At 44.4% G+C, this 23,034-nt stretch carries 20 protein-coding genes; all 20 read right to left on the bottom strand.

Annotated features, from left to right (window positions below):
• Nucleotides 1–4: 4 nt before the first annotated feature.
• Entirely contained in the window at nt 5–1,579 is a 1,575-nt protein-coding gene (locus tag KGMB01110_RS00415) for an ABC transporter permease (RefSeq protein WP_119297265.1), read from the bottom strand.
• Nucleotides 1,579–2,127: an ABC transporter ATP-binding protein gene (locus KGMB01110_RS00420; RefSeq protein ID WP_119297266.1), complete on the bottom strand. Its 549-nt coding sequence runs from the start codon at nt 2,125–2,127 to the stop codon at nt 1,579–1,581. Before KGMB01110_RS00420 ends, KGMB01110_RS00415 begins: the two co-directional genes overlap by 1 nt.
• 149 nt (nt 2,128–2,276) lie before the next feature.
• The gene (locus KGMB01110_RS00425) at nt 2,277–3,602 is read right to left on the bottom strand and encodes a Wadjet anti-phage system protein JetD domain-containing protein (RefSeq protein WP_119297267.1); all 1,326 of its coding nucleotides are present in this window, start codon (nt 3,600–3,602) and stop codon (nt 2,277–2,279) included.
• Nucleotides 3,547–6,957, bottom strand: coding sequence for an SbcC/MukB-like Walker B domain-containing protein (locus KGMB01110_RS00430; RefSeq protein WP_119297268.1), 3,411 nt, complete (start codon nt 6,955–6,957; stop codon nt 3,547–3,549). Before KGMB01110_RS00430 ends, KGMB01110_RS00425 begins: the two co-directional genes overlap by 56 nt.
• Nucleotides 6,914–7,621, bottom strand: a complete 708-nt coding sequence (locus tag KGMB01110_RS00435; protein WP_119297269.1) for a DUF4194 domain-containing protein — start codon at nt 7,619–7,621, stop codon at nt 6,914–6,916. Before KGMB01110_RS00435 ends, KGMB01110_RS00430 begins: the two co-directional genes overlap by 44 nt.
• Nucleotides 7,622–7,764: 143 nt before the next feature.
• The gene (locus KGMB01110_RS00440; protein WP_174714257.1) at nt 7,765–9,294 is read right to left on the bottom strand and encodes a Wadjet anti-phage system protein JetA family protein; all 1,530 of its coding nucleotides are present in this window, start codon (nt 9,292–9,294) and stop codon (nt 7,765–7,767) included.
• Nucleotides 9,295–9,367: 73 nt separating this feature from the next.
• The gene (locus KGMB01110_RS00445; RefSeq protein WP_117602192.1) at nt 9,368–9,691 is read right to left on the bottom strand and encodes a hypothetical protein; all 324 of its coding nucleotides are present in this window, start codon (nt 9,689–9,691) and stop codon (nt 9,368–9,370) included.
• Between the two features lie 198 nt (nt 9,692–9,889).
• Nucleotides 9,890–11,173, bottom strand: a complete 1,284-nt coding sequence (gene hisIE, locus KGMB01110_RS00450) for a bifunctional phosphoribosyl-AMP cyclohydrolase/phosphoribosyl-ATP diphosphatase HisIE (protein WP_119297270.1) — start codon at nt 11,171–11,173, stop codon at nt 9,890–9,892.
• A 23-nt stretch (nt 11,174–11,196) separates the two neighbouring features.
• A complete protein-coding gene (hisB, locus tag KGMB01110_RS00455) occupies nt 11,197–11,787 on the bottom strand; it encodes an imidazoleglycerol-phosphate dehydratase HisB (protein ID WP_117602190.1) in 591 nt (196 codons plus the stop codon).
• A 22-nt stretch (nt 11,788–11,809) separates the two neighbouring features.
• Nucleotides 11,810–13,105 carry a histidinol dehydrogenase gene (gene hisD / locus KGMB01110_RS00460; RefSeq protein WP_119297271.1) on the bottom strand — a complete coding sequence of 432 codons (1,296 nt, stop codon included), beginning with the start codon at nt 13,103–13,105 and terminating at the stop codon, nt 11,810–11,812.
• On the bottom strand, nt 13,102–13,752 hold the full coding sequence (gene hisG, locus KGMB01110_RS00465; RefSeq protein ID WP_117602188.1) for an ATP phosphoribosyltransferase: 651 nt from the start codon (nt 13,750–13,752) through the stop codon (nt 13,102–13,104). Before hisG ends, hisD begins: the two co-directional genes overlap by 4 nt.
• Before the next feature lie 36 nt (nt 13,753–13,788).
• Entirely contained in the window at nt 13,789–15,024 is a 1,236-nt protein-coding gene (hisZ, locus tag KGMB01110_RS00470) for an ATP phosphoribosyltransferase regulatory subunit (RefSeq protein ID WP_119299010.1), read from the bottom strand.
• A 78-nt stretch (nt 15,025–15,102) separates the two neighbouring features.
• Nucleotides 15,103–15,639, bottom strand: coding sequence for a Holliday junction resolvase RecU (locus KGMB01110_RS00475; RefSeq protein ID WP_117888295.1), 537 nt, complete (start codon nt 15,637–15,639; stop codon nt 15,103–15,105).
• Between the two features lies 1 nt (nt 15,640).
• Nucleotides 15,641–16,645 carry an RluA family pseudouridine synthase gene (locus tag KGMB01110_RS00480; RefSeq protein WP_119297272.1) on the bottom strand — a complete coding sequence of 335 codons (1,005 nt, stop codon included), beginning with the start codon at nt 16,643–16,645 and terminating at the stop codon, nt 15,641–15,643.
• Between the two features lie 85 nt (nt 16,646–16,730).
• Nucleotides 16,731–17,306: a hypothetical protein gene (locus KGMB01110_RS00485; protein WP_172590445.1), complete on the bottom strand. Its 576-nt coding sequence runs from the start codon at nt 17,304–17,306 to the stop codon at nt 16,731–16,733.
• 90 nt (nt 17,307–17,396) lie between these two features.
• On the bottom strand, nt 17,397–18,155 hold the full coding sequence (locus KGMB01110_RS00490) for an SDR family NAD(P)-dependent oxidoreductase (protein ID WP_119297274.1): 759 nt from the start codon (nt 18,153–18,155) through the stop codon (nt 17,397–17,399).
• Nucleotides 18,152–20,194: a YgiQ family radical SAM protein gene (locus KGMB01110_RS00495; RefSeq protein WP_119297275.1), complete on the bottom strand. Its 2,043-nt coding sequence runs from the start codon at nt 20,192–20,194 to the stop codon at nt 18,152–18,154. Before KGMB01110_RS00495 ends, KGMB01110_RS00490 begins: the two co-directional genes overlap by 4 nt.
• The gene (locus tag KGMB01110_RS00500) at nt 20,181–20,849 is read right to left on the bottom strand and encodes an HAD family hydrolase (RefSeq protein ID WP_117602182.1); all 669 of its coding nucleotides are present in this window, start codon (nt 20,847–20,849) and stop codon (nt 20,181–20,183) included. The genes KGMB01110_RS00495 and KGMB01110_RS00500 overlap by 14 nt, the downstream gene beginning before the upstream one ends.
• The gene (locus KGMB01110_RS00505; protein WP_117888291.1) at nt 20,843–21,559 is read right to left on the bottom strand and encodes a pseudouridine synthase; all 717 of its coding nucleotides are present in this window, start codon (nt 21,557–21,559) and stop codon (nt 20,843–20,845) included. Before KGMB01110_RS00505 ends, KGMB01110_RS00500 begins: the two co-directional genes overlap by 7 nt.
• Nucleotides 21,556–23,004, bottom strand: coding sequence for an RsmF rRNA methyltransferase first C-terminal domain-containing protein (locus tag KGMB01110_RS00510; RefSeq protein WP_119297276.1), 1,449 nt, complete (start codon nt 23,002–23,004; stop codon nt 21,556–21,558). Before KGMB01110_RS00510 ends, KGMB01110_RS00505 begins: the two co-directional genes overlap by 4 nt.
• Nucleotides 23,005–23,034 lie beyond the last annotated feature (30 nt).

A 23,034-nucleotide genomic window follows, 5' to 3' on the forward strand; every position in this document is an offset into this window, starting at 1 on the left:
ACGATCAGGATTGTCGAAAATATGTGATTCCCTGCGCATCTGAATTCCGGTAGATCACTCCAACCGTTCCCTCATACCAGTCATTTTTAGAATACAGATGCCAGTAAATCTTATCTCCTACCTGTATGTCCAGATCCTCTGCAAGTTTCCGGCTGACAGCTATCTTTCCCGGAACCATGTCTTCTATTTCGTTATTCAGATCCAACATGGTGTCTACCAACCGGTTACATCCCACTCCGTAAACCATCAGAAGCATTCCCACACAGGTACCGATCACACACATCAGTGCACGCAGCTTCGCTCTGGAAATATCCCGCAGATTGTACTGCACGGTAAAAGAAAAATTATTCCATCCGGGCAGTTTTTCAAACAGGCAGTGCTTTCCTTTTCGAGGAGCTGCCGGTCTAAGAGCCTCCGACGGCTTGATCTTCAGAACCTTCCTGCAGCTAAGCCAGGCAGAAAGTGTACTTGCACCCACCACAAGAAGCAGAATCAAAAGATAGGTCAGATGGAACATCGAGTGCAGCCCCGGAACAATATACCACTGTGCAAAGATCTTCATCATCAGCGGACACAACCAGGTAACACCCAGAAGCAATCCAAGCAGTGCCCCGGCCGTAGAAACGATCAGACTGAAACTGATATAATGAAGCACTACCTTCCAGCGTTTCATTCCCAACGCATTCATGGTACCGATCTGCGTTCTCTCCCGTTCCACCATCCTACTCATAGATGTCGCAATCACCAGAACCGAAATTCCGACAAAAATCAATACAAAAACATAGGAGAATGCCTGATGCTGATCCAGTTCACTGTCCAGTCTGGCAAGCCCCGGAACAGAATCCCGTTCGATCATTGCAGCATAATTCTTTCCCAGCACAGTTTTCAGTTCTTTTTCATGGGCAAGTCCGCCGGCGTCGGTGGTACGAATTACCATCTCCGTATAAGGCATGGTATTGCCCAGAGTCATCACATAACTTAAATATCCCGGATCCGGAAATGCATTGTACGACATGTATACAATCACGATATTCTCCAGAAATGTGTCAACATCACTGTCTGCCTGTCGAAATTCATATTCCGAACTCTCGATCAGACCCTTGATCGTTCTGGTAAACGTCATTCCCTCATATTCAATTGTGAAGGAATCACCCACCGACAGATTTCTCCGCTTTGCAAATGCATTTGCGATCCAGATTCCATCCTTATCCTGTGGATCAAAAGGCTCTCCTTCTATATAATAAGGCGTGTTAACCACGTTTTCATCTTCCAGATAAAGATCTACCTGTACTCCGTCATAGTCTGGCGCACTTCCCTTTAATGAAGTACGAAGCTGTGCGTCTTCCACAAAGTCCAGATCCCGTACCTTCTGGAGTTGTTTTTGGGTAAATCCCTCTCCGTAAACCCAGATATCGGACAAACGGCATTCTTTATGAAATTCTTCTCTGGCAACATGCTGTGAAAGTACATGTCCTTCAAAGGTACAGAACAAAGCAATCGCAAGTCCGGACAACAGGAACACAGAGAAAAATGTTCCAAAATTCTTCCGAAAGTCACGAAATGTTTTTCTGATCAGCATTACCACTCCACCTCCTCCATCGGAAGTGGATGTTCATTCTCCGTGATTTCCAGGATCTTTCCATTCTTCATTCGGATCACTTTATCGGCACATTTCGCAATGTCGGCGTTGTGTGTAACAAGAATAACCGTATGGTGCTGTTCTTTGCATACATTCTGAAGCATTTTCAGGACGATCACACCAGTTTCGGAATCCAGTGCTCCGGTCGGTTCGTCTCCAAGAATGATCTTCGGATTTTTCGCAAGAGCTCTGGCAATGGAAATTCTCTGCTGTTCCCCACCGGACAACTGGGACGGAAATTTATCCCTATGCTCCATTAAGCCAACCGCCTCCAGCATTTCGTCCGCATCCTTTGCATGTTTCACGATGCTTCTTGTCAATGCCACATTTTCATAAGCAGTCAGCCTTGGAATCAGATTATAGAACTGAAAAATGAAGCCGATTTCATCTGCCCGAAAATCTGACAGCTGCCTGTCATTCATTGAGGAAACTTCTTTTCCGTCAATCAGGACTTTCCCTTCGGTAGGCTGATCCACCCCTCCTATCATCCTTTCTTACTAACCCAAATATACTGATCTTTTTTGCGTATACCAACAGCTCAAAAACATCTGTCAACTTCATGCTCGGAAGATTTCTCTCGCAGGATATCATCTGATTTCTCACTATATTTATCATAAGTTAGTCTTGTATAACCAGATTATAACACAGAAGATGGGCATTCCTGCCCATCTTCCGTCAGATCACTTATCTTTTTTCTCAATAAGAGACGTTCCTGTTCAATTTCTTTTCCATATTTCAAAATAGATTCTTTCAAATCTCTCAGCATCTCTGTCTCAAATTGTTCTAACTTTTTTCTTTTCTCTTCATTCAGATCAATTCCAGCTCCATCACTTAATGCTTTTTCATACGTTTCTGTATCCATTTTCCACGGTTTCAACCGTGGGAAAAGTCGGGTTCTATTAAACTCAAAAATCCTCATTCCGCCGTAGTCCATATCGCCCCAATGGAACACGTTCATTTCCGGATAAATTTCTGGAATTTTTTTCAAAAAGGAAATCTCTTTTGGTGAAAAAAATCCATGGCAATACAAATACAATGTATCCTTTCGATACGGCATTGCTTCGTAATTTGCCTTATTTTCTATGATTAAGATCTGTTTCACGCCCGGAAGCTCTATACATTCTGAATGTTCCAGAGTCTGAGCATTTAAAACCGTTCCCCATACATTTTCCGATGTGTCAATAACACCTGTATCAGCGCATGTTAAGACAGAAACATCTCCCGAATGTTTTGTTTTGTCTAAACGATATACCAACGCGCCTTTCCATTCCAACGTCTGTGAATAAGTCAATATTCCATACGCTTTCAGCAAATCTTCATTTTCCATTCCCTCCTCATAAAGAGGAGATAACCTAAGCACTGTACAAACTCTTTTTTCATAATTTTGTTCAAAAATTTTAGAAGAACCACTGATATAAGCGCTAAATACACGTTTCCAGATACTACTTTCATTCTTTGCCATAGCATTTAAAAAGTGAAAGAAAAGCTCATCTCCCAGATTCGGGTCTTTTACAAGCTGCCCTGTTCTCAGGCGTTCCAAAATATCCTCATAATATCCGTATAAAAATGTATCACTTACTTCTTCCTGAAAAGTCTGAATTTTTTCAATCTGTATCTCCTGTTGCTTCTTCGGATCCGCAATTCCAACCCATTCACATAGCCGGGGCATATCTGAGAGATCAAAATGAATTGCTTTCAACTCCATTAAATCCGTCAGAACCGGGGGATCCAGTCGAAGCAGACCTTCTTTTGCCAGCGTTTTTGCCTGTTGCCGGCATGCATTTCGTCCACCAACTGCTTCATAAACTTTTCCATTTATTTTTGGATGGATCGAACCATTCTTTCCCGATCCAGCTCGATAGGAAGCCGTATTCGCTTTTCCGATCAGCCAGAGCGCAAAACGCTTCTCACTGTCTGCCTGCTTCGCCTGTATCGTTTTCTGTGTTATTTTCTTCTCTGCCATTTCCGCCCTCAATCTCCTCCAGGTACTCTCCCTTGTCAATATGCATCATAGAGACCTGATTCTTATGCCGTCTGAAGCCGTAGACACAATCCACGTTTCGAATCAACGACTGCAAACGTTCATCTGGCACACAGACGATCAACTGCAATTCCAGTTCTCTGGCGTATTTCAGGCAGACCTCACTCCGCTCCTTGTCCATCTTGGAAAATGCCTCATCCAGAAGTACCAGGCGAATCTTGGAATCCCGGCTGCTCTGCTGCATGTAAAGCATAGCAAATCCTGCAAGAAGGGCCACATATTTCGGGTTCTGACCTTCTCCACCGGAATCTACGCCTGCCATATCATCTACATAGTTCTTCTTTTCAACTCCGCTTTCATCCACGGAACGCTCATACATGCTGAAGGTCAGATAATTTCGATAATCTGCAAAACGTTCCATCTCTTTTTTCTTCTGTTCCCGATTTCCGTTTTCTTCTTCACGAAGCGGCATGAATTTCTCGGTCAGCAACTGGATCTTCTGCTCATATTTTTGGAAGAATGCATCATCCCCCAGACTGAGCTGTCCGTCAAAGCCATCATGATCCAGCACTTTGCTGTCCAGTTCTTCCGCCATCAGCATCTCATAGAACTGCCCGTTTTCATTCTGTGTCGGAAGCACATCAATCTGATATACACTGTCCGAGAACCGAATCTTCGAAAGCATCCGGTTGATCTCCCGTTTGTGCCGGTAAGCCGCTTTGATCTCCCCGTGAATGGTCGCGATCACATTATCCCTAAGCGAATGGTAGACCATATCATACTGTCGGTTGAATTCTTTCAGATATTTCGGCTCATAGTCGTTCTTACATTGGAATAGAATCTGATCATACACGCTGTTACTGTGTTCTGCCCCGTCAAAACCATAAGTCGGATATTGCTGATTAAATCTGGTTCTGGCGCTCTGGCGCTGATCAGACCAGTGAATCTTTTTCTGTTCCAGATCCTGGCTTTTCTGTTCCAGTTCTCTTCTGTAAACAGGTTCTGCCTTTTCTGTCAGTGCTTCTTCCATTTCCTGGCGGATGGATGAATTTTCCACAAATCCTTCCATCAGATCTGCAAGACGTTGCCTAATAACCGACAGATCCTTTTGAATCTCGCCCCGTTTCTCGCTGAAGGAATAGAGTTGTGATCTTAATACTTCCTGCTGTTTTTCAATCTTTGCAATCGCATCGTTAAGCTGCTGTTTGCGGTCATTCAGTTCTCGAATCAAACTTCCTTCTTTCAGCTCCCGGATTTCCTGTCGAAGCACCGCTTCTTTCTCATAATAAACTTCCAGTTCCTCTGAGGCCCCCTCCATTGCGAAAAACTGTTCAGCATCGATTCTCTGGAGATTTTCGATATTCTGAGCTTCCTGCAGACTCTGTTTTAACTGAATTTCTCCAATCTGCTTTTCTTCCAAATCCTGAATCTCCTCTTCCAGATCTCTCAGACGAGCTTTCGAGACTTTAGTTCCGATACACGCAAATCTGGTATAATCTTTTTTTCGCAAATGCCGGAACATGTAGTTACTGTAAGAATAACAGTCCGGTGTAACTCCATCTCTCACCTGATTCAGTTCTTCTACTGTCTCACATTTGATGATCCGTCCCAGATAACGTTTCAGACACCATTTCACGTAGGAAACATCAGTTTGTACACATGTATACAGGGAGTTTTCTTCCGCTGACGGAGAATCCCGTTGAATCGCAGCCGTATTGATCAGATCCACTTCCTCAAAACGACTGTCCTTCATTTTCCGAAAGATCCGGGCAGCATCCAATGCACAGGCCGGCTCTGTCACCAGACTTTTCTTGATCCGTCCCAAGCGACCTTCAATCGCATTTTTCCACTTTTCATCGGTCACATCGAAGAGATCTGCCAGAATATGAACCTGCACTGTTCGACCATATTGAGCAGTCAACGCCTCCTGCAACTGGGCGCGTGCCGCTCTTAATTCCTTCGGATAAGCCTTCCGATCCTGTCTTAAATCCTCTACCTCCTCCTTCTTTTCACTGAGCAGTTTGTCCCGTTCCTTTATGCTCAACGTGACATCAGACAATTCTTCCACTATCGTGCTTAATGCCGCATCCAACTGTCGTTTCAGTTCCTGAAAGCCCTCCTTTGAAAGTGTTCCATCTTCCACTTCATCCAACAGTTGAAGGGCTTTGTTGCTTACATAATCCGTCACCAGTTCTTCTGTTGACCAACGCTTTAAGCCTTTTTTTAAGTTTCGCCACTGAGCCGACTGATCCGAAAGCAGACGAAGCATCCGTTCCATTTCTTTTAATTCATGTTCTTTTTGCCCCAGGTCACTGGCCTGTAACTTTGCTTCCACCTCGATCAACTCAGATTGTTTCTCTTTTTGCTGCATTAAAAATTCCTGCAGTCTGTTTTCTGTCTCCTGAACCTGATTCTGCACTCCTTTCAGATCCTCGGTTCTTGCCTCCAGTCTTACTTTGGTACTTTGGACATTCAGATGTTTTAGGATTGTATTGATATGAATCTGCTCGGTCTGGTCTTTTAACAGTTCCTGGTCTGCTACATGAATCTCTTCCAGAAGACTGATCCGTTTTTGCAGATCTACCACTCTCTCCCGAATTTCCCGGTAAGCTCCCAACTGCTCGCTGATGGTCGATACCGTATCCTCTTTACTCTTTGGAAACATATAGTCCCGGATAAATTCTCCCGTACCATTGCTCATACGAAGAGCAATCGCACTTTTCTCCATGGTCATCAGACGTCCCGGTTCCACATAACCAAAAATCGTATCGTAGACGGCATTCAGGTACGCTTCTTTGGATGGATAGACCCGGTTGACTTCACCGACACCACGCCGGATTTCCGTTTTTGCTCGTTGTTCCACCAGTTTTCGCACCTGTGCCACAGAATACGGAACTCCATTTTCCAGATACAGATTCTCCGGCATTTCTCCGGCGTGACTGAAAAATGCATATTTTCCAAGCTGGAGATCCTGTTTTGCCACCTCAAATACCACACCGATACAGGTTACATTTCCGCTCCCTGTATCTTTAATCTCCAGTACGATCTGAGAACAGAAGTCGATATTCCCACGGTTCATGGTTCCGTCTTTCTGTGCTCCTCGCAGATAACTCAGCACACTTCGCTTGTTCTTTGAATCATCTGCCGCCTTATTTAAGAAATTAGCAGAAACACTTCCGTAAAGAAGAACCTGGATTGCATCCATTACCGTAGATTTTCCGGATCCGCTTTTTCCGCTAAACAGATTCACATATTCATGAAAGTTCAGTACTTTATGACTGATTCCGCCCCAGTTATTTAATAACATCCGTGTAAACAGTTTCTTCGGTTGTTTCACCTTGTTCCTCCTTTTCCACTCCATCCGATTCCTCATCCGTATGTTTTGTTTCCTGAATCACATGCTGCTCATACTCCGTATTTTCCTGATACTCTTTCAAAAGTTTCCGAATATCTCCCGCTGTCACAAAAAGATGGATCGTACTGTAAATGTAAATCGGCGTATCATCCTCTATGTCCTGCACCGCTCCGGGCACATCGATCATCTGATGGATTCGCATTAAAGTCAGAGCGTCTTTCCATTCCTTTGCCGTCAATTTTCTGGTGATCAGATTGGTATTTCTTCCATAGGATCTCAGTTCTTCCCAGGTTGTAACCGGCGCTTTCAGGCCCTCCCCCATAATCTTATCCCGATAGATTAATTTTGTCAGGAGAATAATGATCGTAGTGGTCAGATTCAGTTTTTCAGTGATGACACCTTCTCCACTGATCCGGTAAATGTGTTCCTGCGAATCATGCTTCAACTCGCAGTCCAGTACAGAAAGATAGTCCTCAATAAAATTCCGGTGTCTGGTACATACTTCATAATACGGATTATCCCGCGGTGTCAATGTCGCCGGATCATATTTCACCTGCAAAATACAGGTCTGCCGGAACAGTGCCTGTATGGTCTTTTTTAACTGTTCCGCTTCTGTTACGGATAATTCTTCTAAATAGGCTGACATCCCTGTGTATCCTCCTTGATGTTCCTTTTGCAGTTCGGCTCTTCGCTTTTGCTGCTCTGATGTTTTATCTGTTTCGTTTTTTGTTTTGCTATCTGTTTCGCTTTCTATTGCACTTTTTATGACTATAGCTCTTTCAATTGTCTTTACTGTTTTTCTTTCGATTGACCTTCATGAAATGCCTTTGATCGAAGAGACAGTGCAGAGAACGTATAACCTTCTTCTGTACTCAGGTCTTCTCCCAGACTGATTTCCTGATCACTCTCGGCATTTTCTGTCGCTTCCTGCCACAAGAAGAATAATTTTTCCAGATCTTCCATGGACTGAATCGAATCTTTCTCCACCTGAAATCTTCCGTCTTTTTCATGCAACTTTCGAAAGGCTCTTAATTCCTCTTTGGTATATAAAGGTTTCAGAATAAAATCATCCAGATTTTCTCCGGAAGTATCTGAAGCCTGTTCTACAGCCTGCGGATCAAAGCTTTCCTGCTTTCTGTCCCTGATCCGGTACATGCTCTTATCGGTTATCGCGCTGTACTGTCTGGATACTCGAATCACTTCCGAAAGTTTTTGCAGAATTTCTTCTTTCTTTTCACTGTGATTGAGCAGATGGATTAGTGCAACCGTCTGGTCTTCGATCTCATTTCCCTCCTGAAGGATATAACGGATTCTGGCCGCTGCACGGGAAGCAAACATGGTCTTCTGTTCAATCAGGCGATTGTAGCGCTTCTCAATGGCATCAAACTGACGTTCAATCTTCTGTATCATATCCATTGCCTCTTCTGCCAGATCCAGCAAATGTTCGATTCTCCGAAGTTTTAACGTCTCCGCTGTTATCAACGGCTGTTCATTGACTGAATGTAACAGGGGACCTGCCGAATTTTCTTCCAATCTTCCTTCGTTTTTTTTCTCCTGCTCTGCGGCAAGGAGACGGATCCGTTCTCCTTCCAGTTCCAGACGCTGATGTTCTTTCTCTTCCAGAATCTGGTCCAACAGCTCTTTTACAGCTTCTTTATACCGGTAAAAACTGTCCGTCGTCGTAAGAATCGCATATTTCTTACTGTCACTGTTATTAATTTCCTTTACCAGAACTTCCTGAATTCCACGGAAATCTTTCTGTCTGGACAATTCATCAAAATAAGTCCGCATCCCGTCCTGCATATTAACCATCATCTGTACCAGTTTCTTGGAAGTGCGAAGCGCACTCTTTAAGATCTCATTATTTTTCTCTTTGTCCGAACGGTAGGTATACAGATGGCTGTATACGGTCAACACACTTTCCCTCTCCTGACTTTCATTTTCACTGAGCATTTTCTGGAACAATTCGATAAACAATTGGCTGTACTCCGGAAAAGTCACCACATAGCAGTTCAACGTCTCATCATAATCCTGTTTCATCCAGCCCCAGTCTTCAAAATGTTTCAGACAGACAGACGCCATATTTCCACGATTTAAGAACACACCGTCCTCTTCCATGTTCTCTTCCTCCCAGAACAGAGACTCCGTTGCAATCTTTTCGTTCATCACATTTTTGCATTCCCGTTCTGTAAGTCCGAGGACAGAATAAGACAGACTCATCTCTTCGTAAATTGCTGCCAGAAACCGGATATAATATTCGGTATATTTACTTGTGAACAGTTTAAAAAAATCCGCCGGAAGGCGTTCCATTAAATTCATCTTCATCCACCGTTTTTCATATAGTTTTCTCTTGTTTTCTTTTTACATCTATTTTGATGTCTGACTCTGTATTTTATTCTCCTGAGAAGTATAACACGGATTGGAGTTCTTTCGCAAATCCTGTCACACTCTTCAGATCCGCCTGCCGACTGATTTCCTGTCTGATGAATTCTGTTTCATTCTTTCCGACCGGCAGACTTCCGGAATTCATGATCAGGTAGCATAGAAATGCCATCATGCTCAACAGCAGACGGAATCCAAAAGAACTCTTATCTTTTGGAACATCCGTCTCTTCTCTATGTAAATGCTCCGGATATCCGGGACTGTATCTGCACTGTGCCTTCATTTCCCGGACCAGATTCTTTCGTCTTTGCTCCGATTCCTTCCATTCCTGCATTTTGCTTTACCCATTTCTGTAGATCTCTTTGTTTTCATTTTATGAAAGGTTATCCCGGAAGATGCGATTTCGGGTTATAGGACAATATGTACTGGCAAGTAAAAAAACGCAAGCCAAAACATGGCCTGCGTCCTTTTAATCTTGACTTTCATTTGACTTTGCACGATAGATACACTCCGTTTTGCAAAGTGGTCAAATCTAGCGGTCTGCCAGTTCTTTCGTAATATCATCCCAGGTAATTCCACGTTCTACCATCAGAACCATGGCATGATACAAAAGATCAGACATTTCGTATTTTACCTCTTCCGGATTCGGATTCTTGGAGGCAATGATCAGCTCCGCACATTCCTCTCCTACTTTTTTCAAAATCTTATCGATTCCCTTATCGAACAGATAGTTGGTATAGGATCCCTCTTTCGGATGCTCTTTTCGATCCTTGATGGTTGCATATACCGATTCAAAGACTTTCAGAGGATCTGTGGTGTCATCGTCTGTTCCCGCAACCGGCTGGAAGAAACAGGTTGGATTACCGGTATGGCATGCCGCCCCGATCTGTTCTACCTTTGCAAGAAGCGTGTCTTTATCACAATCGATCGTCAGTGTTTTTACATACTGGAAATGTCCGGAGGTTTCTCCCTTTACCCAGAGTTCATTCCGGCTTCGACTGTGGTAAGTCATTTTTCCGGTCTTGATGGTATGTTCAAAGGCCTCTTCATCCATATACGCCACCATAAGTACCGCATTGGTCTTGTAATCCTGCACTACAACCGGCAGCAGTCCGTCTGAATTTAACTTGAATTCCGAAAAATCCATCATACTTTCAAAGGAAGTCATCTTAATTCCTTCTTCACTGCATGCCTCTTTAAATGCGTTAAAATCAAAGTGCGGCTGGCTCACAAATTTACCGGAAACGCCTTTGACTCCTGTACTTTTCAGAATTTTGAAAATTTCGCTTTCTTCCATGGTATCCGTCAGCACGACGCATGGAATCTCCGTTACATTCATCACGGAATTCAGATCCAACCGATGCATAAAGACAATCTCTGTGCTGAATTCTTCAATTCGGTGCTGCTGTTTAAACAGTGCATCAAAATCATTTAAGGAAACGGCAATCCGCTCTTTTCCAAATCGTTTGGATACTTCTTCCAACATCTCTGTGCAAACTTGTTTGGACAGATTCAGTACCGCACGTTTTGCACCGGTATACAAAATCTTTTTTACATCTTCCTGACGCTTGATATTTCCGCCGGCAATCATAGGAATCCGGATCACGCGGTTTATCTTTCTCATCAGATTGATAGACTCCTCATGTTCTTCATCGGAATCTGACAGATCGAATACGATCAGTTCATCCGCACCCCTGTCGCTGTAATATTTTGCCAGTCCGACCACATCTTCCGACAGAACTTCTTTGTCATCAAACCATCGGACTGCCTTCCCTTTATAGATAAATACACAAGGGGTTAATCTTTTATAACTCATGTGTCTTCTCCTCTATGGTCTGTCTACAGACTTCCTTTCGTAGACCAGACTTCTTTCATTCTGGGTTCTTCCATTGTCGCCATATCCAGAGCCTTTCCAAATGCTTTAAACATCGCCTCTGCCATATGATGATTGTTGACGCCGTCCAGGATCTTCAGATGAAGATTCATCATCGCTCCGTAAGACACGGCGTAGAAAAATTCCCGGATCATTTCGGTGTCCAGTTCTCCAATCTTCTCCACGGTATAGTTGGCATCATAATTCAGATAGGGGCGGCCGGACAGATCAATGGCACACATTGCCAGAGTCTCATCCATCGGCAGCAGAAAACTTCCATACCGCTTAATCCCTGCTTTATCTCCCAAAGCCTCTGAAATCGCCTGTCCCAACACGATTCCGGTATCTTCTACCGTATGATGACAGTCTACATCCAGATCTCCGTTGACATGAACCGTCAGGTCAAACAGTCCGTGTCTTGCAAATCCATCCAGCATATGATCGAAAAAACCGATTCCGGTATGAATGTCATTTTTTCCCTGTCCGTCCAGACAGATCGTTACCTCAATCTGTGTCTCTTTTGTCTCTCTGTGACAATTTCCAATACGCTGTTCCATCTTCTTCCTCCATCCGCAGCTCTTAATCTTCCGGGAAACGAACTTTGATTGAATTTGCATGAGCCGTCAGTTGTTCTGCTTCTGCAAATGTCTCAATGTCTTTATGTACTGCTTCCAGTGCCTCTTTTGAATAGGCAATAATACTGGATTTCTTCAGGAAATCATCGACAGAAAGCGGAGAGAAGAACTTGGCGGTTCCATTGGTCGGCAGGATATGGTTTGGTCCTGCAAAATAATCGCCCAGCGGCTCACTGCTGTATTCTCCCAGGAAGATTGCTCCGGCATTGCGGATCTTCATCATGACCTGATAGGGATCCTTTGTCACGATCTCAAGATGTTCAGATGCAATCTCATTGGCTGTCTCGATCGCTTCCTCCAGAGTTTCAGCCAGAAGAATGTGTCCGTAATTTTCCAGCGATTTCTTTATGATCTCACTTCTTGACAATACTTTTAAGAAGCCTTCAATTTCTTTATTTACGGCATTTGCCACATCTTCGCTGGTGGTCACCAGAATGGCGGATGCCAGTTCATCATGCTCTGCCTGTGATAAAAGATCGGCAGCTACAAATCTCGGATTTGCAGTTTCGTCTGCGATCACCAGAATTTCGCTTGGTCCGGCGATCGAATCAATGCTGACATGTCCGTAAACCGCTTTCTTTGCCAGTGCCACATAAATATTTCCCGGGCCTACGATCTTGTCAACCTTTGGAATACTCTCGGTTCCGTATGCCAACGCTGCGATTGCCTGAGCACCGCCCACTTTGTAAACAGCGGTTGCTCCTGCTTCGTGAGCTGCCACTAATGTGGTAGGATTCACCTTGCCATCCGGTCCCGGAGGTGTGGTCATAATGATTTCCTCCACGCCCGCTACCTTTGCCGGCATAATGTTCATCAGTACGGAAGACGGATAGACAGCCTTTCCGCCCGGCACATAGACACCCACTCTCTGAAGCGCCGTCACCTTCTGTCCCAGCATGGTTCCGTTGGGTTTGCTGTCAAACCAACTGTACTGCATTTGTTTTGCATGATAAGACTCAATATTTTTCAGAGCTTTTCTGACAACTTCCAGAAGACTTTCATCTACCTGGGTATAGGCTTCCTGAATCTCTTCTTCTGTCACTTTGATAGTCTCTGCCGTGATTTTTGCATGATCAAACTGTTCTGTATAAGCAAACAGCGCCTGATCCTTTTCCTCTTTTACGCGGTTCAGGATTACCTGAACTCTTTCTTCATACTGTCCGTACTGGTTCGGACTTCTCTTTAACAGATCTTCCAGAAGGTTTTTTCTGGACTCTGCAGTCAGTCTTTCGATTTTCATCTTTTTCCCTCCTGAAGCATGGTTCTCAGATTTACGATCAGATTCTGGATCCGCTCACTTTCCATTCTCATGCTGACCGGATTCACGATCATTCTGGCAGACAGCGGACAGATTTCTTCCAACACTTCCAGTCCGTTTTCTTTCAATGTGGTACCTGTCTCCACAATGTCCACGATCACCTCGGAAAGTCCAACGATCGGTGCCAGCTCGATGGAACCATTCATTTTGATGATCTCCACCGTCTGATGTTTTTTATTATAGAAATAGTCTTTTGCAATATTCGGGTATTTGGTTGCTACGCGGATCAGTTCCTTCCGGTTCAGAAGGTCTTTCGCTTCTTTATATCCGCAGACGCACATTCTGCATTTTCCGAAGCCTAGATCCAGAACCTCATAAGCGGAACGGCCGGCCTCTACGATGGTATCCTTGCCGACAACGCCGATATCTGCTGCTCCATATTCTACATAAGTCGGCACATCCGGTCCTTTTGCCAGGAAAAATTTTAATTTCAGATCTTCATTTACAAAGATCAGTTTTCTCGAATCCTTGTCCTTCATCTCTTCGCAGGTGATTCCCGCTGACTCCAGCATCTCCAGTGTCTTGTCAGCAAGTCTTCCCTTTGTCAGAGCAAATGTTAAATATTTCATCTTGTAGCCTCATTTCTCTCTTTGCTCATTTATATTTTATCCAATCAGCTTTTCTTCTCCGGTCAGAACATTTGTCATCAGAATCTTCTTATCTTCCTGGAGCCAGAGTATACTGATGACCTGACGGCGTTTGCCATATTCCAGATATGCTTCCTTGGTATCCTCCTCTGTCCGTTTGAGAATTTCCACACGTTTTCCTTTTCCGCGGAAATCTTTTGCCAGAGCGACTGCCCACTTGTAGGTTTTTTCTGTATAAACAATCAATGTGGTATACCCGCAGTCTATGTTGATCTTCTGGCGGTTCAACGCATTCATCAATTCGTCCAGAAGAATGGCAAATCCGATGGACGGGGTGCTCTTTCCGAATTTTTCTACCAGATGATCATAGCGTCCTCCACGCACCACAGCATCTCCGGTTCCGTAAGTATAAGCACGGAAGACAATTCCGGTATAGTATCCGTAACTTCCCTGCAGACTCAAATCAAAGGTAATATATTTCTCCACACCGTACATTTTTAACATCTCATACATTTTTCTTAAATGTTCAATGGCGAGTCCGGCATTGACGGTCGGCGCAATATCTGCAGCCTGTTCCAGAACATCCACATCTCCGGTCAGTTTCGGCAGAATACGGAACGCATCTCTGACGCTTCCTCTTACAGAAGAGGCTTCCATAATCTCATCCACGCCAAAATAGTTCCGGTTGTTGATCAGTTCGATCAACTGATCCAGTTCTTCTTCCTCAAATCCGGTCTCATCCAACAGTCCCTGAATGAAATCCACATGACCGATACTGACCTGAAAATCTTCCAGACCGGTCTTTTTCAACCCATCGATCATCATAGCAATCATTTCCACATCTGCTTCCACAGAATCTACACCGAGAAGCTCGGCTCCCATCTGTGTATTCTCTTTCAGTCTGCCCAGATAACTGGAATGATTGATGAAGGTATTGCCGATATAACAAAGACGGATCGGCATCGTTTCCTGTTCATATAAAGTAGCCGCTGCACGTGCGATGGACGGCGTGATATCCGGTCTTAAAACCAGTGTATTTCCCTCTCTGTCAAAAAATTTATATAATTCTCTGGAAGAGATCGTTCCGATTTCTTTCCGGAACACATCGAAGTATTCAAAGGTCGGTGTCTGGATATCATGATAACCATACAAATGAAACATCTCATGCAGTTTGTCCTGCACCGCAAGCTTCTTTGCACATTCCTGATTATAAATATCCCGCACTCCCTCCGGAGTATGTAATAGCTGTTTCATAACACTTAACAGTCCTTTCACTTTATCGTAGTAAAACATTAAAATCTTCTAAAATTATACGCAGTTTCCCATCCGTTGTCAAGTATCCCGAATATCCAGGTCTTTTTGCAGATAATCCAGATACGGGATCCTGCTCAGTCGATTTAGTTGAAGAAAAAAATCCGGATTCAATTCTTCCATTCGAAAGCTTTTTCGTCCACCGTTTTTTCCACGGTTCCAGAAATATTCCAACTCTTCAAATCTCATATAGTAGAGCTTCTGCTCCTCTGTATAATAGATTAGAAGAAAGGAAATTCCTTCCTGTTGTTCAAACTGCCGCATAAATTCTACCTGATGTTCATGGATATTCTGAAGCGGGAATGTGATACTTGCACATTCCTTTGCATCAAAACAGACCGGGATTCCCTGAACAGCTCCAATATAATCAACGGTACTGATCTTATCAAAATATGCCAGCGTAATATGTCGCTTCTCCTTATCTATCCGAACCGGCGTAATAGGAGTCGGAATTTTCTGAATCAGCGCCAGACCTTTTTCCCGATACCATTCATTGGTATGGTTGATCAGATCTTCCAGTGTCGATCCTCTCAAACCTCTGGAATTCCAGGTTCCCATCCTACATCACCCCCAGATCTTTACAGATCCTGCAAAACAGTTCCGGCGGATCTGCTGTAAAAGTTCTTCCGCCCAGAGCCGAAAGTGGGCTGTCCAAGGAAAGAGATTTCGGCACTTCCAGTCTCCAGGAATGAAGCAACTGGCTTTGCAGTCCATAGCCCTCTTTTAATTTCTGATTCCAAGAACGGTTTCCGTATTTAAAATCCCCGGCGATCGGATGTCCGATGGATGCCAGATGGGCACGGATCTGATGGGTTTTACCTGTGATCAGTTTCACTTCCAGCAAGGTATATCCGTTCTTCACACAAACCGGACGATACGCTGTCTCAATCCGCTGTGTCCCGGGTTCTTCCTTTTTCGAGATCAGAACCTGATTGGTCTTTTCATTTTTCTTCAGATATCCGGAAATCTTTTCTGAATGTTCCAACACACCTTTTACCAGACAGAGATAATATTTTCCCACAGATCTGTCCCGGAACCATACACTCAGCTCCTGAAGACCCTGAAGACTTTTTCCTGCCGTGATCAGCCCACTGGTATTCCGATCCAGACGATTGCAGATCGAAGGCTTAAATGTCTGAAGTTCTTTTTCTTCAATTGCATGTGTATCCAGAAGATAACGGATCACATACTCATTGACCGACACATCCTCCGGTGTTGCTTTCTGGGATAAGATTCCCACCGGTTTGTTTAAGAAGAGAACATTTTCATCTTCATATACCACAGACGCTTCTAACGTCCACTGATTCCGTTTCTTCTGATTCAGAGCCGGTACGTTTTCCCTGGCTCCTGCAAATTTATCAAAGGTCTCGTCTGAAAGATAGAGTTTAATGGAATCTCCGGTTTTCAGTTTTTCATTTCCGGTTGCTTTCTTATCATTCAACACGATATTCTTTTTCCGAAGCATCTTATAAAAAAAGCTTTTCGGAGCCTCTTTTAAAAGTTTACCCAGATATTTATCCATCCTCTGATTGGCTTCATTTGGTGTGATTACAAATTCACGCATAGTTTTCTGTTCCCTGTTTCTGTTCTTTCCTCAACCATTCTGTTTTAATTATCACTCTGGTGTTTTTCTTTACCTCTTCCGAATGTCACATCGAAATGTTCAAAATCAGATGCCGGACAGCATCTTCCATTCTTTCGTCATCTGCCTGATCAATCTCGGCGATCGCATTCATTCCCTCTGCACGGCTTAAGAACTGAGAATATTTTTGGAAGATTTTAACCGTCATCTTATCATACCCATTCTGAGAAAGGATGTTCTTGATGTGTTTTCCCAGATAAGCACAGTCTACCTTCTGACTTCTGGTATACCCACAAACCGTGTGCCCGGAAATCACAATACAGTCTACCGGCATGATCTTCTCCGTACTGGTAATAATCATATCATAGGCAACCGTCAGATACTCTGTGTTTTTTCGGATTTCCTCTGCCGTCTCAGACGGAATGGAACGATAGGGAAATCTGGTAATGACACCGACCAGAAGTTTGCAGGCCGGAAGTGCCCCCAGAATCGCCACCACTGTCAACAGATTCAGTCTGGTTCCGGTCTGGATGATTCCAAGCGCAAGAATTGCCAGAACCAGGGCAAATGAAATCAGTGTTTTTATGATCTCCACCTTCAGTTGATGATCCAGATATCCGGGTTCTCCTTTTTTTTGCTTCATAATTGCTGTATCTCCTTCATTTTGAGTTTACTTCTGTATTTACAAATCATATCTCGGATGTTATGCTTCTGTTCTTCTGCAGGAATTTTTTCAGATTCCCATGATCCAAACCAGAAAATCAATCGGTAAAATCTTCGTCAAAATACGTACCAGCTTCATACTGCCACCGTATACCGAAAGTTTTTTCCGTTTTCCCGAATCAATCAGCGCTTTTCGAACCACTGCATTCGGATCTGCAAGGAACGGCTTTTTCCAGGCAACTATCTTCATGGTATCCGATGCAAAAAATTCCGTAGCAACCGGTCCCGAACAAACTGCCGTCACATAAATCTTTTTCTTCTTCAACTCTCTTCCCAGTGCTCTGGAAAAGGAAAGAACAAAGGATTTGGTTGCCGCATAGACCGCAAATCCCGGTTGCGGACAAAACGCCGCTCCCGATGCCAGGTTGATGATTCTGCTTTTCTCAGAAAGATAAGGGAGCACTTTCTGTGTCATTTCCAGAAGTGCCTCGCAATTCAGTCGTACCATTTCCGGCTGCAGTCTGTCATTGATTTCTGCCAGATCTGCTATGGTGCCATTGCTCCCCACACCGGCTGCATTGACCAGCATCCTCACGTCCGGGCTTGTAGCCTGTAACAGATAGGCGAATTCTTCCAGAAACTTCGGATCCGTAATGTCTCCATCCAGAGTACGCAGCGGATACATACTTTCTTCCTGTAACTGCGTCAGACGTTCTCTCCGTCTCGCAATCACCCAGATTTCGTCCAGTCCTGTGTACAGCCTGGAAATCTGTTTTACAAATTCTCTTCCCATACCGGAGGATGCTCCGGTCACAATCGCTATTTTCATCTTCGTTTCCTACCCCGTTCTTTTCCTTTCCGAGAAGCTCCTGTATTTTTACCCACTCTTCCATCCGGTCTTGTTGTCTGTTTCTGAACGTTCGATCCGTTTTTCTTTTGCCTTTTCTGATTATTATGATTCCCCTGACTGTTTCGGTCATTCCGATGTTCTCCGCTTTTCTGCCCGTTACGGTTTATTCGGGATTTTAGATTCGTCTTTCCCGTTTCCTCGATCCGCTCTTTTTTGAACTGTCTCGGCCGGATCAGACATTTCTCATCAAAACCGATCAGATCCGTTCTGCCGGCCTTATGAAGCGCTTCCTTTACCAAATCATAATTTTTCGGATTCCGATACTGAATCAAAGCCCGCTGCATGGCTTTCTCATGGGGATCTTTCGGAACATACACCTTCTCCATCGTCCTTGGATCAAGCCCGGTATAATACATACAGGTCGAGATTGTGGAAGGAGTAGGATAGAAATCCTGCACCTGCTCCGGCATATAGCCCAGATCCCTGCAAAATTCAGCCAGTTCGACCGCCTCTTTCATCGTAGATCCCGGATGGGAAGACATCAGATAGGGAACCAGATACTGATCTTTGTGAAGGTTCCGGTTCATATCTTTAAATTCCTGAACAAATTTCAGATACACCGCTTTTTCCGGTTTGCCCATCATCTTAAGCACCGGATCCGAAATATGTTCCGGCGCAACTTTTAGCTGTCCGCTGACATGGTACTCACAGAGTTCTTTTAAAAACTCTTTCTTTTTATCTTTCAGCAAATAATCAAACCGGATGCCTGACCGGATAAAGACCTTCTTCACCTTCGGAATAGCCCGCAGTCTTCTTAACAGTCTGACATAATCCGAATGATCCGCATTCAGATTCTTACAGGGTGCAGGAAACAGACATTGCCGGTTGATGCAGACGCCGTGTTCCATCTGTTTCTCACAGGCCGGGTGACGGAAATTAGCCGTAGGGCCGCCCACATCATGAATGTAGCCTTTAAAATCTTCCAACTGCGTCATTTCTGTGGCTTCTTCCACCAGAGAATCCTGACTTCTGACCTGCACGATCCGTCCCTGATGGAAGGTCAGGGCACAGAAACTGCAACCGCCAAAACATCCCCGATTACTGATCAGACTGAATTTTACTTCTGAAAATGCCGGGATCCCGCCTTTTTCATCATAAGAAGGATGCCATTTTCTGGTATAAGGCAATGCGTAAACATCATCCATCTCCACGACAGAAAGTGGTTTTGCAGGTGGATTCTGAACCACATAAAGGTGTTCCCCGTAAGGTTCCACCAGACATTTTGCCGTAAAAGGATCTGTGTTCTGATATTGAATCAGGAAACTCTCTGCATAGGTCTTTTTACTTTCCCGAATCTGCTCATAAGAAGGCAGCAGTTTTGCATCATACACACTGTCCAGATTTTTCGCCTTGAACACCGTCCCCGGAATAAAAGTCAGATCTTTTACCTCGATTCCGCTGTTCAGCGCATCTGCGATCTCTACGATAGAATGTTCGCCCATCCCATAAGAGATCAGGTCAGCCTGTGCATCCAGCAAAATGGAACGCTTCACCTTGTCCGACCAGTAGTCATAATGTGCCATTCTTCGAAGACTTGCCTCAATCCCACCCAGAATAATGGGCGTATGCTTATAGGTCTGACGGATCAGGTTTCCATAGACCACTGCCGCATAATCCGGTCGTTTTCCCATCTCTCCGCCTGGGGTATAGGCATCGGTTTTCCTTCTTTTTTTCGATACAGAATAATGATTTACCATGGAATCCATATTTCCGGCACTGACCAGAAACGCCAGTCTGGGTTCTCCAAGAACAGCAATGCTTTCCGGATCTTTCCAGTCCGGCTGGGAAATGATTCCCACCGTGTACCCTCTGGATTCCAGGATCCGGCTGATGATGGCATGTCCAAAAGAGGGATGATCCACATAGGCATCCCCGATCACATACACAAAATCCAGTTGTTCGATTCCACGTTCTTCCATATCCGCCCGACATACAGGCAAAAATTTACAGTTGTTCATAGGTTCCTTTCAAAACTTCAAAATAATCCTGAATAAAATAATCTGCCAGCGCACGTTTCTTTTCGATCTGATCCTCAGAGAACTTGTCTGCGACAGCACAGGTTTTCATGCCGGCTGATTTGCCTGCCATCAGTCCTGCCGGAACATCTTCAAAGATCAGACAGTCTTTGGGATCCACTCCCAGATCCTCTGCCGCTTTCAGATACACATCCGGAGCCGGTTTCCCAATCTTCACCTCATCTGAAGTACAGATGGCGTCAAATTCCTGCAGGATTCCTCTGGCCTCCAGAACCATTTCTGTCATATCACGGTCATTGCTGGTCGCAATTCCGATTTTAATTCCGCATTTTTTCAGTTCTTCTAAAAATTCTTTCACACCGGACTTTAATTCCACTTCATCCCGATATAACCGATATCCCATTTCCATCCAGTCTGCTTTGATCTGTTCTACAGAATCCCTGATCTGAGGAAATGTTTTCTTATAGTATTTCGCAACATCTGTAAAACTCATTCCCTCGATGGCTTCATAGAATCCTTCCGGTTCCACCAGTTGATATCGTTTTACATAATCAACGTCTACTTCTTCCCAGACCCACATGGAATCGATCAATGTTCCGTCCATGTCGAAGATCACGCCCTTGATTTCCTCTAACATAATTTCTTTTTCTCCTCTTCTGTAAGTTCTCTGTATTCTCCCGGCTTAAGCGTTTCATCCAGAGAAAGTTCTGCCATCTGAACTCTTTTCAGAAAGGTAACTTCCTTTCCCAGTGCATGAAACATCCGTTTTACCTGATGGAATTTTCCCTCATGAATCGTCAGGGATATATAAGAAGTCTGTGTCTTCTCATCCACTGACAGAATCTGAAGCTTTGCCGGTGCACAGGGTTTCTTCTCCCCGATCTCCACACCCGCTGCAAACTTCTCTATATCTGTCTGATCTGCCATTCCCTGAATCTTTGCCTCATAGATTTTATCCACATGATGAGCCGGGGAAAGCAACCGATGCGCCAGCGGCCCGTCATTGGTAATCAGCAACAGTCCCACGGTATCTTTGTCAAGTCTTCCCACCGGAAAATAGTCCTGTCCTTTCAGCTCCGGAATCAGATCCAGCACCGTCTGATCTCTGCGATCTGTGGTGGCCGAGACGACTCCCGCCGGTTTGTATAACATATAGTAGCGATATTTTTCATAGGAAAGCAGCTTTCCCTGCACCGAAATATTCTGAATTTCGGTATCTACTTTATACTCCGGACTCTTTATTATTTTCTGATCCACACAGACCAGCCCCTGCCGGATCATTTTTTTCACTTCACTTCGAGTCCCGCAGTTCATATCTGAAAGGTATTTGTCCAGCCTGATTTTCATGACTGCCATCTCCATCCCGGCAGATATTTATTTTTTAAAGTGCCGGAAGCAAGTTTGCCCCAGCCCAACGGATAACCGTCCACACAGACTAAAGACCAGCCCTTGTCTTTCTGCTTGCGTCCGGAGCCTGCTTTCTGCTTCTTCTGACTGCTATTGCTGCACAAATCCGAAACATCCAGAGTCTCTCCTTTTAAATAACGATGAACCCGCTCATCTTCCACTGACAGATTCAGAACCTGATCATATTCTTCCATTTTCAGATACATCGCCAGTGCCTGACTCGGTTCAAACCGGTTCTTCTTCAGTTCTCCGAGAAGCAGTCCGGTTCTTAAGAAACGGATGCCTTTCAGATCCGGCAGCTCTGCCGGCATATAGTAAACCCGTTCTTTTTTCAGATCCAGTCTGGACGGATCCAGAGGCAATGTAAGATGTCCCAGGAACTCTTCCAGTTCTTCCGGAATCTTCTTCAACCCACCTGCGCTGCCTGGAACAGTCTGCTTTTTCTGTCGTTCCAGATTCGTTTCCGTATTTTCGCATCCTTCCGAACCTTTTTTTAACAGGGCAAGATAGTGACCTTCCCCTTTCATGCAATGCGGGAAAATCCGGACTGTTTTCACAAGATCTTCTCTGTCATCTTTCGGAATTCCCGGTCGGAATCCCTCATATCCCTTCATTTCACAGATTTCAAATTCCGGGAACTGCTCCAGAAGAGACAGGATCGTCTCTTCATTTTCACGACGGTCAAAGGTACAGGTTGAGTACAGGATCATTCCTCCCGGTTTCAACATTTCTGCCGCCTGAGCGATAATGCTTTTCTGGATTTTCGAGAAAAATTCCGGCCCGTGTTCTTCCCAGGCTTTCACCATTCTCTTTTCCTTCCGGAACATTCCCTCTCCGGAGCAAGGGGCATCGATCAGAATTTTGTCAAAATATTCTCTGAAATAAGAAATCAGTTTTCCCGGCTCTTCACTTAGAACCAGCAGATTTCCGACGCCGGACAATTCCAGATTTTTCAAAAGTCCCTTTGCCCTGGAACTGCTGATATCATTTGCCGCAAGCACGCCTTCTCTGCCAAGCTTTGACGCGAGTTCCGTGGCCTTTCCGCCCGGTGCCGCGCATACATCCAACACCTTTTCCCTCGGCTGCACCGGCAATCTGTTGGCAGGAGTCATGGCACTTGGTTCCTGCAGATAATACAATCCGGCCGCATAATAGGGGTGTTTTGCCGGCTGGATGCTGTCTCCGTCATAATAGAATCCGTTTTCAATCCACGGGATCGGTTCCAACTTCCATGGACAGATCTTCTGAAAGTCCTCCACAGAAATCTTTAACGTATTTACACGCAGACCATAATATCGCTTTTCCTCGTAACAATCTATGTAATCCTGAAATTCCTCACCCAAAAGGTCTTTCATCTTTTCTTCAAATGCAACCGGTAATTTCATAAAGTGTTTCTTTCCTTTCTTATGTCCGCT

The organism is Mediterraneibacter butyricigenes (genome assembly GCF_003574295.1).
GTDB lineage: Bacteria > Bacillota > Clostridia > Lachnospirales > Lachnospiraceae > Mediterraneibacter_A > Mediterraneibacter_A butyricigenes.

Coding starts and splice junctions, on each gene's coding strand:
- hisD (WP_119297271.1), bottom strand. CDS start 13,105: ATGAAAATCGAAAGACTGACTGCAGAGTCCAGAAAAAACCTTCTGGAA.
- KGMB01110_RS00475 (WP_117888295.1), bottom strand. CDS start 15,639: ATGGGAACCTGGAATTCCAGAGGTTTGAGAGGATCGACACTGGAAGAT.
- hisIE (WP_119297270.1), bottom strand. CDS start 11,173: ATGAGTTATAAAAGATTAACCCCTTGTGTATTTATCTATAAAGGGAAG.
- KGMB01110_RS00420 (WP_119297266.1), bottom strand. CDS start 2,127: ATGATAGGAGGGGTGGATCAGCCTACCGAAGGGAAAGTCCTGATTGAC.
- KGMB01110_RS00510 (WP_119297276.1), bottom strand. CDS start 23,004: ATGAAATTACCGGTTGCATTTGAAGAAAAGATGAAAGACCTTTTGGGT.
- hisB (WP_117602190.1), bottom strand. CDS start 11,787: ATGGAACAGCGTATTGGAAATTGTCACAGAGAGACAAAAGAGACACAG.
- hisZ (WP_119299010.1), bottom strand. CDS start 15,024: ATGAAACAGCTATTACATACTCCGGAGGGAGTGCGGGATATTTATAAT.
- KGMB01110_RS00485 (WP_172590445.1), bottom strand. CDS start 17,306: ATGAAGCAAAAAAAAGGAGAACCCGGATATCTGGATCATCAACTGAAG.
- KGMB01110_RS00440 (WP_174714257.1), bottom strand. CDS start 9,294: ATGAATTTAATGGAACGCCTTCCGGCGGATTTTTTTAAACTGTTCACA.
- KGMB01110_RS00425 (WP_119297267.1), bottom strand. CDS start 3,602: ATGGCAGAGAAGAAAATAACACAGAAAACGATACAGGCGAAGCAGGCA.
- KGMB01110_RS00415 (WP_119297265.1), bottom strand. CDS start 1,579: ATGCTGATCAGAAAAACATTTCGTGACTTTCGGAAGAATTTTGGAACA.
- KGMB01110_RS00445 (WP_117602192.1), bottom strand. CDS start 9,691: ATGCAGGAATGGAAGGAATCGGAGCAAAGACGAAAGAATCTGGTCCGG.
- KGMB01110_RS00495 (WP_119297275.1), bottom strand. CDS start 20,194: ATGAACAACTGTAAATTTTTGCCTGTATGTCGGGCGGATATGGAAGAA.
- KGMB01110_RS00480 (WP_119297272.1), bottom strand. CDS start 16,645: ATGCGTGAATTTGTAATCACACCAAATGAAGCCAATCAGAGGATGGAT.
- hisG (WP_117602188.1), bottom strand. CDS start 13,752: ATGAAATATTTAACATTTGCTCTGACAAAGGGAAGACTTGCTGACAAG.
- KGMB01110_RS00500 (WP_117602182.1), bottom strand. CDS start 20,849: ATGTTAGAGGAAATCAAGGGCGTGATCTTCGACATGGACGGAACATTG.
- KGMB01110_RS00435 (WP_119297269.1), bottom strand. CDS start 7,621: ATGTCAGCCTATTTAGAAGAATTATCCGTAACAGAAGCGGAACAGTTA.
- KGMB01110_RS00490 (WP_119297274.1), bottom strand. CDS start 18,155: ATGAAAATAGCGATTGTGACCGGAGCATCCTCCGGTATGGGAAGAGAA.
- KGMB01110_RS00505 (WP_117888291.1), bottom strand. CDS start 21,559: ATGAAAATCAGGCTGGACAAATACCTTTCAGATATGAACTGCGGGACT.